This is a genomic window from Clostridioides sp. ES-S-0005-03 (genome assembly GCF_020658455.1).
Lineage (GTDB): Bacteria > Bacillota > Clostridia > Peptostreptococcales > Peptostreptococcaceae > Clostridioides.
The window spans coordinates 1,919,279-1,934,952 of record NZ_JACVWI010000001.1; the positions used below are offsets into that span (position 1 = coordinate 1,919,279).

A 15,674-nucleotide genomic window follows, 5' to 3' on the forward strand; every position below is an offset into this window, starting at 1 on the left:
CTCCCTTGTCAATCAACTCATTAGTTTAAGCTTATTTATTTAGATATTCAACTATTTTTTCTAATTTCATGCCTCTTGAGCCTTTCACTAAAATAGTGTCTCCTGTTTTTATTAATTCATCTAATCGATTAAATACATCGTCTCTATTTTTAAAGTGATATATATTGGATGAATCGAATCCTAATCGTTTTGCTTCGTCTCCAATAAACACTGAGTTTTCACCTATAGTTATTATGATATCAGTATTATTCATAGATGATTTTCCAACTAATCTATGACCATACTCTGAAATTTCACCCATCTCAAGCATATCTCCAAGTATTGCTACTTTTCTACCTTTATATCTACCAAGTATTTTCAAGGCTGCTTCCATAGAATCTGGACTGGCATTATATGAGTCATTAATTATTGTTAATCTTTCATTTTTTATTATATCTAATCTCATTTTTGTCCCTTTGAAGTTTTTTAAACCTGTTTTTATACAATCCAAAGAAATATTTAAACTCATGCCAACTAATATCGCCGACATAGCATTATATATATTATGCTCTCCTATTGTTGGTATAAATATTTCCTCTTTTTTTCCATTTATGACACACGTAAATGTCAAACTATCTTCTTCCATAGTATAATCTTCACAATAAATGTCATTATCTTTCTTAAATCCAAATGTTTTTAACTTATATACATGCTCTTTTTCTTTTAATGTAGATAAAAATTTATCATCGCCATTTACAATCAAAGTATTTGTATCATCAAAATTTGAAGCAATCTCCAGCTTTGCCTTTAAAATCCCTTCCTGTGAACCTAGGTTTTCTATGTGTGACAATCCTATATTTGATATAACTGCAATTTTAGGATTTACTATGTCCACCAAATACTTTATTTCATTAAATCCAGACATTCCCATTTCTATTACAGCACACTCATGTTCTTTATTTAAATTAAACAAAGTCAAAGGAACCCCAAAATGATTATTTAGGTTCTTTTCATTTTTCAAGATGTTTAATTTTGCAGAAATAGCTGCATATATCATATCTCTAGTAGTTGTTTTTCCTACACTACCTGTAACACCTATAAATGGAATGTCAAATTTTTCTTTATAATATCTGGAAATATTTCCTAGAGCCAAAGTTGTATCTTTTACCTCTATTAAATTTATATCCGAACTTTCTAATTTTATTCCATTACTTTCATTTTTTATAAAAGTTTTGCATCCACTATCATATGCAGACTTTATAAAGGTATGCCCATCTAAATTTTCTCCAACTATGGCTACAAATGCATTTTGTGCATTTGCTTCCCTGCTATCTATAACTATATCACTTACACAGTCATTATAATCTCCATATATTAACTTTCCATTAGTTGCAAGTACTAACTCCTTTATTGTTAAGCACTCCATTCTCAAACTCCTCCTTATAAAACATTAGCTATATTATCTTAGCAACAAAAGGCAATGTATACCGTTACATATACATTGCCTACGATAACTCTTAACTTTATAATTATATACTATATTTCTGTTTTTTTGAAGATGTTTATGGATATATGTTAATTATCTGTTACTTTTTAGTTTTCAAAATATAGTGTTATACTTGAATCTTCATTAACTTTTATTCCAGGTTTTGGAAAAACATCCTTTACTTTTGTATCCTTTGGAATTTCTATATCTGTATCTAAATTTGGTTTTAACTTCGCATCTTCTAATGCTTTCACTGCATCCCCAATTTTTAAATTTCTTACATCTGGTACTTTGACTTGTTTCTTTTCATATTCAGCTTTTTCTTCTTCTTTATATACTGGTTTGACCCCTAAATATTTTAGAGAATCATTCATTATTTCTTTTACTATAGGTCCTGCTGTAGTACTACCAAATGCACTTACTCCTGTTGGCTCATCAACAATAGCAAGAACTACAATTTGTGGGTCATCACAAGGTGCTATTCCCACGAATGAACATATATATTTTCCTTGAGCATATTTACCATCTATAACCTTTTGAGCTGTACCTGTTTTCCCACCTAGTCTATATCCTGGTATATATGCAATTTTTCCTCCACCATCAGTTACAACTGACTCTGCAATCTCTAACATTTTTTTAGATGTTTCTTTAGATATAACATTTCTTACTTTTTTTGGTTTTACTGTCTCAGTTATATTACCTTTGTTATCAGTATAAGATTTTACTACTCTTGGTTGCATTAAATCTCCACCATTTGCTATTGATGATATAGCTGTTATAAGTTGTATTGGAGTTACTGATATTGATTGACCAAATGATATTGTAGCTAACTCAACTGGACCTACATTTTTTTCATTATACAATATTCCTTTAGCTTCTCCTGGTAAATCTATACCTGTCTTATTCATAAGACCAAAAGATTCTATATAATCATACATTTTACCAACACCTAATCTACTTCCTAATTCAACAAACACAGGGTTACAAGAATTTTGTACTGCTTGTTTAAACTCTTGTGTTCCATGAGGTCTATAGTGTCTCCAACATTTAATCTTTCTTCCTCCTACAGTTACACTACCTGTACATGTGAATTTCTCACCATCTTTTATTACTCCTTCTTCAAGAGCACTGGAAGATGTAATAAGTTTAAATGTAGAACCTGGTTCATATGTATCACTTACTGCTGGATTTCTCCACATTTGATAATAACCCTTTATTTTGTCTTTATCGCTATATTTTTCAAGTTCTTCTTGATAATATGGATATATTGGCGTTCTTGAGTCGTTAGGGTCATAATCTGGTTTTGATGCTAGAGCAAGTATATCGCCAGTTTTAGGATTCATTGCTATTGCAGTGACTTTCTTTGCATTATTTATTTCATAAGCCTTTTGTACTGCTTTTTCAGTATAATGTTGGATTACTTCATCTATAGACAATACAAGACCATTCCCCTGAACAGGTTCATAATATTTTTCCATACCTTGTGGAATTTCTCTACCTGAAGCATCGGTACTTACTATTAATTTTCCAGCTTTTCCTTTTAATTTTTTATCATATTGCATCTCTATACCAGATATCCCTGTTGCATCTGAAGAAGTATGACCTATTACATATGGTGCAAAATTTCCATAAGGATAATATCTTTGATTGTCTTCTGCTACCCATATTCCACCTAATTTAGCATCTCTTATTTTACTTGCCTTATCATCATCTATCCATCTTTTGACCTTTACAAGAGCCATATTTTTTTTGCTTATTAAAGCATAAATATCTTTATAATCTTCGTCCAAAATTTCAGCCACTTTTTCAGCCGCTTCTTTTTTATCTTCAACTTCTACAGGTTTGCACCAAACTGTATATTTAGTTACACTTACTGCCAATTCTTTCATGTTTCTATCATATATAGTTCCTCTTTTAGGCTCTATAGGTATATCTCTTGTTTGTTGTTCTAATGCTTTTGTACTCAACCAATTACCTTTCATAAGTTGTAGGTATCCAGTCCTAATAACAAGGCAAAAAAACAGTGCACATGCTAAAACAAGAACAAGTACCAGTCTTTTTTTGCTTATCCTTTTTACTTTTCTCAAACCTATTCCCCCTAGTTATCCACATTTATATACTTTATTTGTCCATCTTTTGGATAGTCCATATTGAGCAATTCCTTTGCTTTTAACTCAATTTCTTTTATTGATGTTTTTTCAGTTTCTTTTGCCTTTAGTTCCTCTAGTACTATCTCTTTTTTTCTTAAATCTTTTTGTAAATAATGAATATCATATTTCATTTCTGAAATTTTTGAATAACCACATAGATTCAATATTATTACTACGAAAGTTGTAATCAATAAAATACATTTAGCCCCTATTTTTTTATTAATTCTCTTTTTATAATTATTCTTTTTTTTATTTTTATATTCATTTAGATTATGTATTTTATAATTTTTTTTCAAATTATCACCCCGATAATATAGATTTTTAGATTTTCCTCTATACTATATTTGTTATTAATCATATCTCTTCCTTTAAAATTTCATCGCTAAATTAATACACTGTTACACAATCTATTTGTAATTTTTTCTATACACAACAAAAAATCTATAGATTCACTAATTCTTGAATTCAAACCTATAGATTTTACACTAATTTTTATTTATTTTTATCACTATATATTTTCTTTAACATATAAATCAATACACTTAAAGCAAATAATATTAAAAGTCCTGTCATCATGACTTTAGCTCCACCAGTCAACATACCACCAACATAAGAATATACAATGGTTGCTGGTAATTGTCCTACTCCAGTAGCTATAAAGAAAGATATAAAACTCATGGATGTTAGACCTGCTGCATAGCTCACAAGGTCAAAAGATATAAAAGGAAGCAATCTTGCAATTAAAATCGTATGTTTTCCATACTTATCAAAAAAACCATCTATACTTTCTAGTGCAAATTTGCTTGTAAGTTTTACAACTACATCTCTACCTAAAAATCTTCCAATTACAAAACAAATTGCAGCACCTGCCATTGCACTAATCCATGACAGTATAGCACCATTTACCCATCCAAATAAGGCTGCATTTGCAAAAGTAATTAAAAATGCAGGAAGAGGTGCAGCTATTGATTGTAATATCATAAGTGCAAATGATATTATCGGTGCCCAAACTCCAAATGATAATATGTACTCCTTAATTGCATCTAGATTTAACATACTCAGATAAAATATCATCTGATTTACCATTTTTTTAACAGGAGGTATAAAAAAGTAAATACCAAATACCCCCAATATAATACAAATTTTTATTAATAATTTTTTATGCTTATTCTCTATTTTTCTCCACTCCTAATATCTACTTTAGTTATATTATAACAGAAAATATTTTTCTATATTGTCGATTATATCATAGTTGTTTTCTATTCTAATAAAAACTATAATAGGTTTTAACTATAATTAAGAAGTTTATTATTTTATTACATCGCTAGTCCTTACTCTCAAACTATATAAATTATATTTTTTCCGCTACTCTCAATTTAGCACTTCTTGAACGTGGATTTACTTCTATTTCTTCAGCACTAGGTAATATTGGTTTTCTAGTTATTATTTTTACTTCAGATTCTTTATCACATTGACATATTGGTAAATGCTGTGGGCATATACAATCTGATGCGAGATATTTAAATGCATTCTTTACTATTCTATCTTCTAACGAATGAAATGTTATTATACAAATTCTACCATCTTCATTCATTATAGAAGAGGCATCATTTATCATTTTTGTAATTACTCCAAGTTCATTATTTACTTCTATTCGTATAGCTTGAAAAGTCCTTTTAGCTGGATGAGGCCCATCTATTCTAGCTTTTTTAGGAATAGCTTTTTTAATTATATCAACCAATTCACCTGTAGTTTCTATTGGTTTGTTCACTCTTTCCTCAACTATAAATTTAGCTATACGTTTAGCCCAGTTATCTTCACCATAATCTTTAATTATCTTAGCTAGCTCATCTTCTGCATAAGTGTTTACAACATCATATGCTGAAAATTCACACCTAACATCCATCCTCATATCAAGTGGTGCATCTTGCATATAAGAAAATCCTCTCTCAGCTTCATCAAGTTGATGAGATGAAACTCCTAAATCTGCTAATACACCATCTATCTTATAAACTCCGATTTTTTCCAATTCTTCTTTTATATTTTCAAAATTGCTATGAACAAATTTTACTCTGCTTTCATATTCACTTAATCTTTCTCTTGCTGTATTTATAGCATTTTTATCTTGGTCAAACCCTATAAATAATCCTTTATCTGATAATTTTTTTACTATTTCTTTGGAATGTCCTGCACCACCCATAGTACAGTCAACATATACTCCATCTGGTTTTATCTTTAAATTTTCTATACATTCATTTAAAAGAACTGATACATGATGAAATTCCATAACTACCTCCTTCAAACTTACTATTTAAATTATTCTTCAATACTGTTGCTTTTATTTCTCTTTGATAAATAAATATGTGCTATTATACCACCAATAACACCAACTAAACTTATCACTTGAGCCATTCTAAGTGGTCCTAACATTAAACTATCTGTTCTTAGTCCTTCTATAAAAAATCTTCCTATTGAATAAAGGGTTATATAAGTCACTATAACTTGTCCTTCGTATTTTTTATTTTTTCTAAACAATAATAAAACTATAAATATTCCAAAATCCCATATAGACTCATATAGAAAAGTTGGATGAACCTTTACTCCATCAACCATTATTCCCCATGGTAAATTAGTTGTACCTCCATGAGCTTCTCCGTTAATAAAGTTCCCCCATCTTCCTATAGCTTGTGCTAAAGGCATTCCAAGTATGACAGTATCAGCCATTTTTAAGAAATTAATATTTTTAACCTTAGTGTATATATAGCCAGCTAAGATTCCACCTATTAACCCTCCATGTATAGCAAGTCCGCCACCTCTGAAATTAAGTATTTGAAATAGATTTTGAGCATAATAACTCCAATTAAATATAACATAATATATTCTTGCACATATTAATCCAACAGGAATTGCTATGATAGCTATATTTAATACATCATCTTCTTTAAGCCCAACTCTTTTCGACTCTTTTATTGCTATTAAAGTTCCCAAAATCATGCCACTAGCCATAAGTATTCCATACCACATTATGTCTATCCCAAACAGTGTAAATGCGACTCTATCCATAACTCCACCTCTTTATCTTAATTAAAATATTTCCAAAGCAATACACCATGTTTACAATTAATTGTAATTATACTAAATTATGATAACATATTAATGTTAATTCTACAAAACATATTGATGTTGATTCTACAAATACTTAAAATATATTATACATGCTGTCTCAACAAAATTATGCATAAATTATTTACAAGCAAAGAAATTGGTGTATATTATACACCAATCTCTCTACAAATTTTTATTAATAATATTTAATTTTTACTAACTTAATTTGTATAAGTATATTCAACAAAATCACTTGCTACCTAAATAAAACAAGTATCAAAATTAACTATTTGGCCTTTAGCTACTTATTTGTAATATTCAAACGTTCTACTTAGGTTCTACAATAGAAATAACACAATACTCTTCTTTAAAGTGTTCTTTTAATCTCTCTTCAACTTCCTCAAAAGCAACATCCTTAATAATATCTAAATAATCCAATATATTTATATCTTTAAAGATATAAGATATAAAACTATTTCCTATAAAGTTTATAGAATCAAAACATTTAATAAATGAACCAATTTTTTTCTTTTTAGTTCTTTCAAACTCCTCTTTAGATAATCCTTCTTTTTTAGCTCTTTCTATATATTCAAGAATTATCTCTTTTACTTTTTTAGGTTCCTTAGAATCTCCAGCAATTACGCTAAAAGCATAGTCTACTTGAGATGAAAATCCAGCTCCAAAATTTTCATTTATTAGACCTTGCATATACAAATCTTCATAAAGTTTACTGCCCTTTTTAAATAACATACCTATAAGTATATCAGTTACAATTTCTTTACGTAAAAGTTCTTTTCCTTTTACACCTACATTATTATCTTTAAAACCTATGTTAAACATAGGTATAGATATAGGAAACTTTTCTATAACTTCTTTTTCCTTTACAGTTGCTGGTTCTTCAGGATAAAATCTTTCTATATTCTTAGAAAGTTTATCCACATCATAATTGTTTGCTTTTTTAGTTACATCTATTACCTTTTCTACATCCAAATCACCTACAACAAACAAAGCCATATTTCCTGGATTATAGAAAGTATTGTAACACTTATATAGTTCTTCCTTAGTTATCTTATATATACTATCTACTGTACCAGCTATATCAATTCTAGCAGGATAATTTACATACATAGCCTTTAGACAATTAAAATACACATTCCAGTCTGGATCATCATTGTACATTTTTATCTCTTGTGCTATTATACCTTTTTCCTTTTCAACATTTTCATCTGTAAAATAAGGTGTTTGAACATAATCAATTAAGTGCTCTAAACTTTCATAAAAATTTTCCGTAGCTGAAAATAAGTATGCTGTCATTGTAAAGTTAGTAAATGCATTTGCGCTTACACCTAATTTAGAAAATTTTTCAAAAGCATCTCCTCCATCAGGTTGTTCAAACATCTTATGTTCTAAAAAATGTGCAATTCCTTCATTTACTCTAATCTTTTTATCTTCTCCTATTGGAATAAATTCTAAGTCATTTGAACCATAATTAGTAGCTAAAATAGCATATTTTTTTGTAAAGCCTCTCTTTGGCATAAAATATACATCTAAGCCATTTTGTAATTTTTCATAATAAACTTCTTCTCTTAATATATCATTAACTATTTTTTCCATAGACATCTCCTCCATTAATTTCTTAAAAAGTATACAGTATCAAGTTCTATATCTTTTACAGCCTCAACTATATCTTTTTTAGTAACTTTCTCTATGCTAGATATTATGTCTTCTACTTCAGAATTTGTCTTTGCCATAGACTGAGAAAAAGCAAAATCAGACATTCCACCTATATTATCTGTTATAGATTTCATAGAGTTAACTAAAGCAAGCTTACTATTTTCTAACTCTTCATCAGATATATCTCCTGCTTTTAAACTTTCTAATTGTTCTTTTATTAATTTTACAGCTTTATCATAATCTTTAGTTTCTATTCCAGATGATATAAGCATAATACTTTTATACTTCTCTATTGAAGAGAAAATATAATAGCATAAGCTTTCCTTTTCTCTTACATTCACAAATAGTTTAGAGTGTGGACCACCACCTAATACATTACTTCCAACCACAAGGGCATAATATTTATCATTATCTGCATAATCTACATTTGCTCTATACCCCATAACTAATTTACCTTGAGTTATTTCCATTTTTTCGTCTACTACTTTTACTTCATCTACATGTTTTATGAAATCTTCTTTTGGTATATCTATAATATCTTCTCTTTCGAATTTTAAATTATTACTTATTATATCTACAACCTTATCTTCATCAAAATTACCTTCTACAACTATGTCTATTGGAGATGTTTTAAGTATATTTCTATAATGCTCATATAGCTCTTTTGAAGTTATGTTATCTATTTCATCTTCGTAACCAAACTCACTTATACTGTATCTTTCATTTCCACACATAGCTTCTATACATTTATCTTGTGCATATTCTTTTTTATCATTTATTATTGATTGTATCTTATCTCTTAAATTTTCTTTTTCAATATTTAAATATTCTTCTTTAAATCCACCATCTACAACAAGTGTATTATTTATTACTTCATTAAAAAATTCTACTACTTCTTCAAATATATTTTCATCTAAATACTTTTCACTTATATTAATTATTTTAAAACTTAGTACTTGACGCTCTCCACGTTTTACAGCATCAGCTCCCATAGACGAACCATATAAATCATCTAGTTTATTGGATATTGCTCTGGCACTAGGATATTTTTCACTTCCACTTGCTATTATTGATGGTATCAAAGCATTTTTTGTAGTTTCTTTTTTATCCAACAATCTCTGAACATACAAACTTATAAGATTTGATTTAAACTTTTCTGTTTTTATCAAAGTCAAATTAATATTATTACCTAAATTTATTATTTTCTTAGTATTAACCATATGTACCTCCTATTTTTTATTTAAACATCAATTTTAAAATTGAAATTTATTCATTTTTTGATTGTATATACTTATATATAAAAACCTTCTATTTAATTATATCCTTTTTATTATTTTCTAAAAGTAATATTTTTATTTAAATTTAAATATAAAGTTATTTAGAGCAGTCTGCTTTAAAGTCTAGTTTACAAGCTTCATATATATGATGTATAATCAATATGTATGTCTATAATTAAAACAATTTTACAATCCCATAGATTGATTGTTTAAAGTTATATAAAGAATATAAAAAGAATAAGAGAGAGGACGATTAATATGAAATTAGGTATAGTTGGTTTACCAAATGTAGGTAAAAGCACACTATTTAACGCAATAACTCAAGCAGGCGCAGAATCTGCAAATTACCCTTTTTGTACAATAGACCCAAACGTTGGAGTTGTATCTGTTCCAGATGAAAGATTAGATAAACTAAAAGAATTGTACAACTCTGAAAAAATAGTTCCTACTGCTATAGAATTTTGTGACATAGCTGGTTTAGTTAGAGGTGCTTCTAAAGGAGAAGGCTTAGGAAATAAATTTTTATCACATATAAGAGAAGTTGATGCAATCGTACATGTTGTCAGATGTTTTGAAGATGAAAATGTTATACATGTAGATGGTTCTGTTGAACCACTTCGCGATATAGAAACTATAAATTTAGAATTAATTTTCTCTGATATAGAGATTCTTGAAAGAAGAATTCATAAAACTCAAAAAGCCGCTAAAGCTGATAAAACTTTAGTTTCTGAGCTTGATTTGTTAAATTCAATCATGGCTACTTTAGAAAATAGTAAGTGTGTAAGAACTATGCAATTTACAGAAGATGAACAAAGCTTTGTAAATTCATTAGATTTACTTACATCTAAACCTGTAATATACGCTGCAAATGTATCAGAAGATGATTTGGCAGATGATGGAGAAAGTAATAAGTATGTTCAACAAGTTAAAGTATTTGCAGAAACAGAAGATGCTGAAGTTGTTGTTGTATGTGCACAAATAGAAGCAGAAATTTCTGAACTTGATTCTGCTGAAGAAAAGAAAGAATTTTTAGAAACATTAGGGCTTGAACAATCAGGGCTTGATAAACTTATAAAATCATCTTATGCCTTACTTGGTCTAATTTCATTCTTAACAGCTGGTCCAAAAGAAGTCAGAGCATGGACTATAAAGATTGGAAGTAAAGCACCTCAAGCAGGAGGAAAGATACATTCTGACATAGAAAGAGGATTTATCAGGGCTGAAACAATTGCTTTTAATGATTTAGTTGAACATGGTACTATGGCAGCTGCAAAAGAAAAAGGATTAGTTAAATTAGAAGGTAAAGAATACATAGTTAAAGATGGAGACGTAATATTATTTAGATTTAATGTTTAAAATGCTTATTTATCTACAATCTTAACTATTGTATTACAATAAAAAAATTAGAATAATAGAAACTTCTATTATATTATAATAGCTATTTAGATTTTATAAAAAAGAGAGTTTTTCTAAATGATTTTTGAAAATCATAGTAGAAGCTCTCTTTTTTAATTAAAGGTTTGTGGTTTTTAAAAACTATATAGTATTCCCACAGAAATTATGATTGTCAACAATGACAGTACTTTACTGTAATCCCAAATACGCTTTCCACCAAAACAAGCTTTCTTTCATCATTTACCATTTCCCTAATTGTTATATTACTCAAAAATTTTCCTCCCTTAAGTACTTGCATAATTGCTGATATTCTTATATTCACAAACTGTTACACTCAAATTAAAAACTTCTAGCCACGGAAAAATTATATCTCTTTTAGAAAATATTATATGCTCCATATAATGTAAAGTAATACTCTAAACCTAATTCATATTTTTATACCAAAGTATTTTTACATAAATAAAGTGAACTTTGACTATACAAAGTTCACTCTTCTTACAAATCTTTATTTCATTTTGTACTAAGTTTTTTAATTTGTACTCATACCTTCAATATCATTCCTATTTAATATCAACTTTTCGTATTCTTCTATTGGCATTGGTTTTGCAAATAAAAAGCCTTGAGCCATATCACATCCTATAAATCTTAAAAACTCTGCTTGTTCTAAGGTTTCAACTCCCTCTGAAACAACTTTTATATCAAGTTGCTTTGCCATCTGAACAATGCTTGAAACCACAATTTGACTCTTTTTTGTATCTTCTACTGTTATAAAAAATTGTCTATCTAATTTCAATACATCAATTGGCATATCTTTAAGCATATTTAAAGAAGAATAACCTGAACCAAAGTCATCCATAGATATTTTAAATCCTACAGATTTTAAATTCTGCATTATTTTAAATAACATTTTTGTATTATCAAATATTGCACTCTCTGTTAGTTCAATTTCAATTAAATTTGGTTCAATATCATATTCTTTTGCAATGTTTTCAAACTTTTCTATAAAGTCTGGATTTTCAAGATGTACTCTTGATAAATTTACTGATATAGGAAATCTAGGTAAGCCTTCATTTTCCCAACGTTTAAAGTTTTTACAAACTTGAATAAATACAAACATATCCAATTCTGTTATAAAACCATTCTTTTCAAAAATAGGAATAAACACGCCTGGACTTATTAATCCCTTTTTGGGATGTTGCCAACGTACAAGAGCTTCAGAACCTACTATTTTACCTGTAGATAATTCAATTTTAGGTTGCAAATACACCTTAAATTGTTCATTTTTTAAAGCATCGTGCATCTCTTGCTCAATATCACGTTCTTCTATAAGAGTTTCCTTTAAATTCTCAGCATAAATTTCATACACTTTTAAGTATTTTCTTTTTACTGTAGTCTTTGCAATCATAGCCTTATCAAGACAAGTAGATATATTTGTTTCTCCCTCTTCAATAAAATACACTCCTATAGATGGTATCAGATTAAGTTCTACATCTAAGCTAGTTTTTATCATAGATAATTTTTTACGCATAATTTCACATATCTCTATAACTGATTCTTTATCCTTCTTTTTTTCAAATATTATAGCAAAATTATCATTTGAAATTCTTGAAAATACAGACTCTTCTTTAAACATATTTTCAATCATCTTTGCAATTTTTCTTAATACTCTATCTCCCTCTTCATATCCAAATCTATCATTTACTAACTTAAATTTATCTATATCAAAATAAATTAAAACTAGATTTTTTTTCTCATGAGTGGATAAAAATTTACCACCTTCCAGATTAAATTTATTTGAATTTCCAATTCCTGTAATACTGTCTTTAAACGCAAATTCTTCTAACCTTTCCTTACTCTTTTTTTGCATAATCAATATATAAATTATTAATGATGTAAATATCACAATTAAAACTATACATGCTGATAGTGTAAGTTTTATAATAGCATAGGATTTTTCAGATACAGCAGTTCTAGGAACTTCAGAAAAAAGATACCAATCATTAATTCCTATTGGAGCATAACTTAAATAATATCCTTTTCCAGACATATTATAACTTAATGAACCTGATTTAGAATTTTTTATATTTAACTTCATATCATTAAGAGTAGATTTTGATAAGGCATTACTTTTATTTATATATGAAAATAAATTTTCCATATTAGAGTTTGCGTTTTTGCTACTTGGATTTAAAACAATATCACCATTACTATTAGCTATATAAGAATATCCTTTTCCATTAAAAGTTGGTACAGAGAGTATCTTTTCATATAACTTTGTACTATGTGTAGCAAATATAACACCAATAATCTTGTTCCCCTTATAAATTGGTACAGAGTACACATTAATGTCTTTATGATCTTTTATTACATCTTTTAACTTACCTGTTATGACTACTTCTCCTTGCATTGACTTGGAAAAATAATCTCTCTTAGAAAAATCTTCTACATAACCATCTGTAGTATATGCCATACCATCTGGTAGAATAACACCCATTCTTTTAAATGAACTATTTACAGATTCTCTTTTAAGTATTGAAATAATATTGTCCAATTCAAAAGATTCTTCTCCTTCAATATATATTGAAATTGATTGTAACAATTTTATATCGCCATTAATTTGTTTTTTTAACACATTGACACTTTGATTTGCTATTTCTGAAAGATATTGATTCGTTTCCTCACCTAGTGTCTTATTCAACTTTGAACCATAAATCAAACAGGAAATTGTAACTACTAAGATACTTATGATAGCAATTATGGACAAACCCTGCCTATTATTTTTTGCATCACCCAACATCACGCTTCCTGCCTTTCTGGAATCTATATGTATACAATTATTATTTTATATCAACTATTTTAACAATTTTGCGACAATACTTATTTTTCCATATTTACTGTAATTATACAAAATTATCAACTTTATTACAATAAAAAATTAATTAATATAGATAATACAATTTTAATAAATTATATTATCTATATTAAAGGTTACTAACATAATTTGCATTAATGTACACTACATAAAAAGAATATAATATCAAAATAATTTTGATATTATATTCTTAAAATATATATTTTATTAAATTTTCACCTTACATTTTACTTAAACATTCATTAGCAATCTCTTTATCATCAAAATGATGCTTAACCTTACCTATTATTTGGTAATTTTCATGCCCTTTACCTGTTATAATTACAACATCATCTTTCTTTGCCATACTTATAGCTTCTTCTATAGCTTGCTTTCTATCAGCAACAACATGATAATTTTTCTTTTCCTTATCTATTCCTTCAAGTATATCCTTTATTATTGCTTCTGGTTCTTCAGTTCTTGGATTATCAGAAGTTACAATACATATATCAGAATATTTTTGTCCAATAGCACCCATTAAAGGTCTCTTTTCAGTATCTCTATCTCCACCACATCCAAATACAGAAATTATTTTTCCTTCTGCAAATTGTTGTGTTGTCTTTAATACATTTTCAAGTGCATCAGGAGTATGAGCATAATCAACAATTACACTTATACCTTTATCGTTTGGTACAGTTTCAAACCTTCCTGATACTCCATTAGAAAGTCTAAGACCTTCTTTATATACTGGTTTAGGTATATCAAGTACATAACAAGCAGCTATAACAGCTAAAGTATTATATACTGTAAACATTCCTGGAACTGGTATAAATATAACTTCTTCATAAGAAGGAGTTATTAATCTATAAGATACACCATCTGAATCTGATTTTATATCTCTAGCCATAAAATCAGCATTAGTTTCAACTCCATATGTGTAACAAGGGACATCTATATCTTTTATATTTTCGTATATCTTTTTACCACCATCATCATCTATATTTATTATGTTTGCCATAGTAGTCTTAAAAAACAATTTTTCTTTAGCTTTTCTATAGTCTTCTAAATCTTTGTGAAAATCTAAATGGTCTGGTGTTAAGTTTGTGAATATTCCTAGTTTAAAGTCTGTTTCATCAACTCTATTTAGTGCTAATGAGTGTGATGAAACTTCCATAGCACAGTAATCACATCCATTATTTAACATATTATTAAAATGATATTGTAAATCTATACTTTCTGGAGTTGTTGAATTAGAAATAATGTCTTTTTCACCATCAAATATTTTTATAGTACCAATAAGACCAACTTTATTTTTATTCAAAGTTAATATTTCATTTAGTATAGTAGTTATACTAGTTTTTCCGTTAGTACCTGTAACTCCTATAACATTAAATTTTTGTGATGGATGATTATAAAAATTGTCAGCTATCTTTGCCATATCTTCTCTTGTATTTTTTACTTTTATAAACGTATACCCTTTTATATCTACATCTTCTTCAACAATAAAAGCTTTTGCTCCTTTGTTTATAGCATCTTTTACATATTTATGACCATCTGACACAAATCCTTTTATACATACAAATAATGTACCTTCTGTAACCTTTCTTGAATCATATTGTACACTATTAATATCTATATTTAATTCACCTTTGACACTGATTATATCCAACCCCTGTATAATATCATTTAATTTCATAAATGCTTTCCTCCCTTTAAACTCTTTTTGCTAAAATTACACTTCATGTAATATTATATTA

At 28.0% G+C, this 15,674-nt stretch carries 11 protein-coding genes; 1 reads left to right on the plus strand and 10 read right to left on the minus strand.

Features of this window, described 5'->3' with window-relative positions; translation table 11 throughout:
* Window positions 1-31: 31 nt before the first annotated feature.
* The 8 genes from IC218_RS08775 to yfmF all read right to left on the minus strand — a co-directional run bounded on the left by IC218_RS08775 (window position 32) and on the right by yfmF (window position 9,614).
* Window positions 32-1,405, minus strand: a complete 1,374-nt coding sequence (locus IC218_RS08775) for a UDP-N-acetylmuramoyl-tripeptide--D-alanyl-D-alanine ligase (RefSeq protein WP_227432409.1) — start codon at window positions 1,403-1,405, stop codon at window positions 32-34.
* A 167-nt stretch (window positions 1,406-1,572) separates the two neighbouring features.
* Complete coding sequence (locus tag IC218_RS08780; protein ID WP_227432408.1) at window positions 1,573-3,552, minus strand: stage V sporulation protein D; 1,980 nt, start codon at window positions 3,550-3,552, stop codon at window positions 1,573-1,575.
* Window positions 3,553-3,563: 11 nt separating this feature from the next.
* Window positions 3,564-3,911, minus strand: a complete 348-nt coding sequence (locus tag IC218_RS08785) for a hypothetical protein (RefSeq protein ID WP_227432407.1) — start codon at window positions 3,909-3,911, stop codon at window positions 3,564-3,566.
* 196 nt (window positions 3,912-4,107) lie between these two features.
* On the minus strand, window positions 4,108-4,689 hold the full coding sequence (locus IC218_RS08790) for a TVP38/TMEM64 family protein (RefSeq protein ID WP_413927243.1): 582 nt from the start codon (window positions 4,687-4,689) through the stop codon (window positions 4,108-4,110).
* A gap of 277 nt (window positions 4,690-4,966) precedes the next feature.
* Window positions 4,967-5,902: a 16S rRNA (cytosine(1402)-N(4))-methyltransferase RsmH gene (rsmH, locus tag IC218_RS08795; protein ID WP_227432406.1), complete on the minus strand. Its 936-nt coding sequence runs from the start codon at window positions 5,900-5,902 to the stop codon at window positions 4,967-4,969.
* 29 nt (window positions 5,903-5,931) lie between these two features.
* Window positions 5,932-6,678 (minus strand): prolipoprotein diacylglyceryl transferase, encoded by a 747-nt coding sequence (gene lgt / locus IC218_RS08800; RefSeq protein ID WP_227482904.1) that lies wholly within the window; start codon window positions 6,676-6,678, stop codon window positions 5,932-5,934.
* A gap of 369 nt (window positions 6,679-7,047) precedes the next feature.
* On the minus strand, window positions 7,048-8,334 hold the full coding sequence (gene yfmH / locus IC218_RS08805; RefSeq protein WP_227432404.1) for an EF-P 5-aminopentanol modification-associated protein YfmH: 1,287 nt from the start codon (window positions 8,332-8,334) through the stop codon (window positions 7,048-7,050).
* Window positions 8,335-8,348: 14 nt separating this feature from the next.
* Window positions 8,349-9,614 carry an EF-P 5-aminopentanol modification-associated protein YfmF gene (yfmF, locus tag IC218_RS08810; protein WP_227824217.1) on the minus strand — a complete coding sequence of 422 codons (1,266 nt, stop codon included), beginning with the start codon at window positions 9,612-9,614 and terminating at the stop codon, window positions 8,349-8,351.
* Between the two features lie 315 nt (window positions 9,615-9,929).
* Between yfmF and ychF the strand changes: the two genes are divergently transcribed.
* Window positions 9,930-11,027 (plus strand): redox-regulated ATPase YchF, encoded by a 1,098-nt coding sequence (ychF, locus tag IC218_RS08815; protein WP_227432402.1) that lies wholly within the window; start codon window positions 9,930-9,932, stop codon window positions 11,025-11,027.
* A gap of 568 nt (window positions 11,028-11,595) precedes the next feature.
* Here ychF and IC218_RS08820 read toward each other — a convergent pair.
* Window positions 11,596-13,863: an EAL domain-containing protein gene (locus IC218_RS08820; protein ID WP_227824218.1), complete on the minus strand. Its 2,268-nt coding sequence runs from the start codon at window positions 13,861-13,863 to the stop codon at window positions 11,596-11,598.
* A 295-nt stretch (window positions 13,864-14,158) separates the two neighbouring features.
* Entirely contained in the window at window positions 14,159-15,613 is a 1,455-nt protein-coding gene (locus tag IC218_RS08825; RefSeq protein WP_227482909.1) for a UDP-N-acetylmuramoyl-L-alanyl-D-glutamate--2,6-diaminopimelate ligase, read from the minus strand.
* Between the last annotated feature and the right edge of the window lie 61 nt (window positions 15,614-15,674).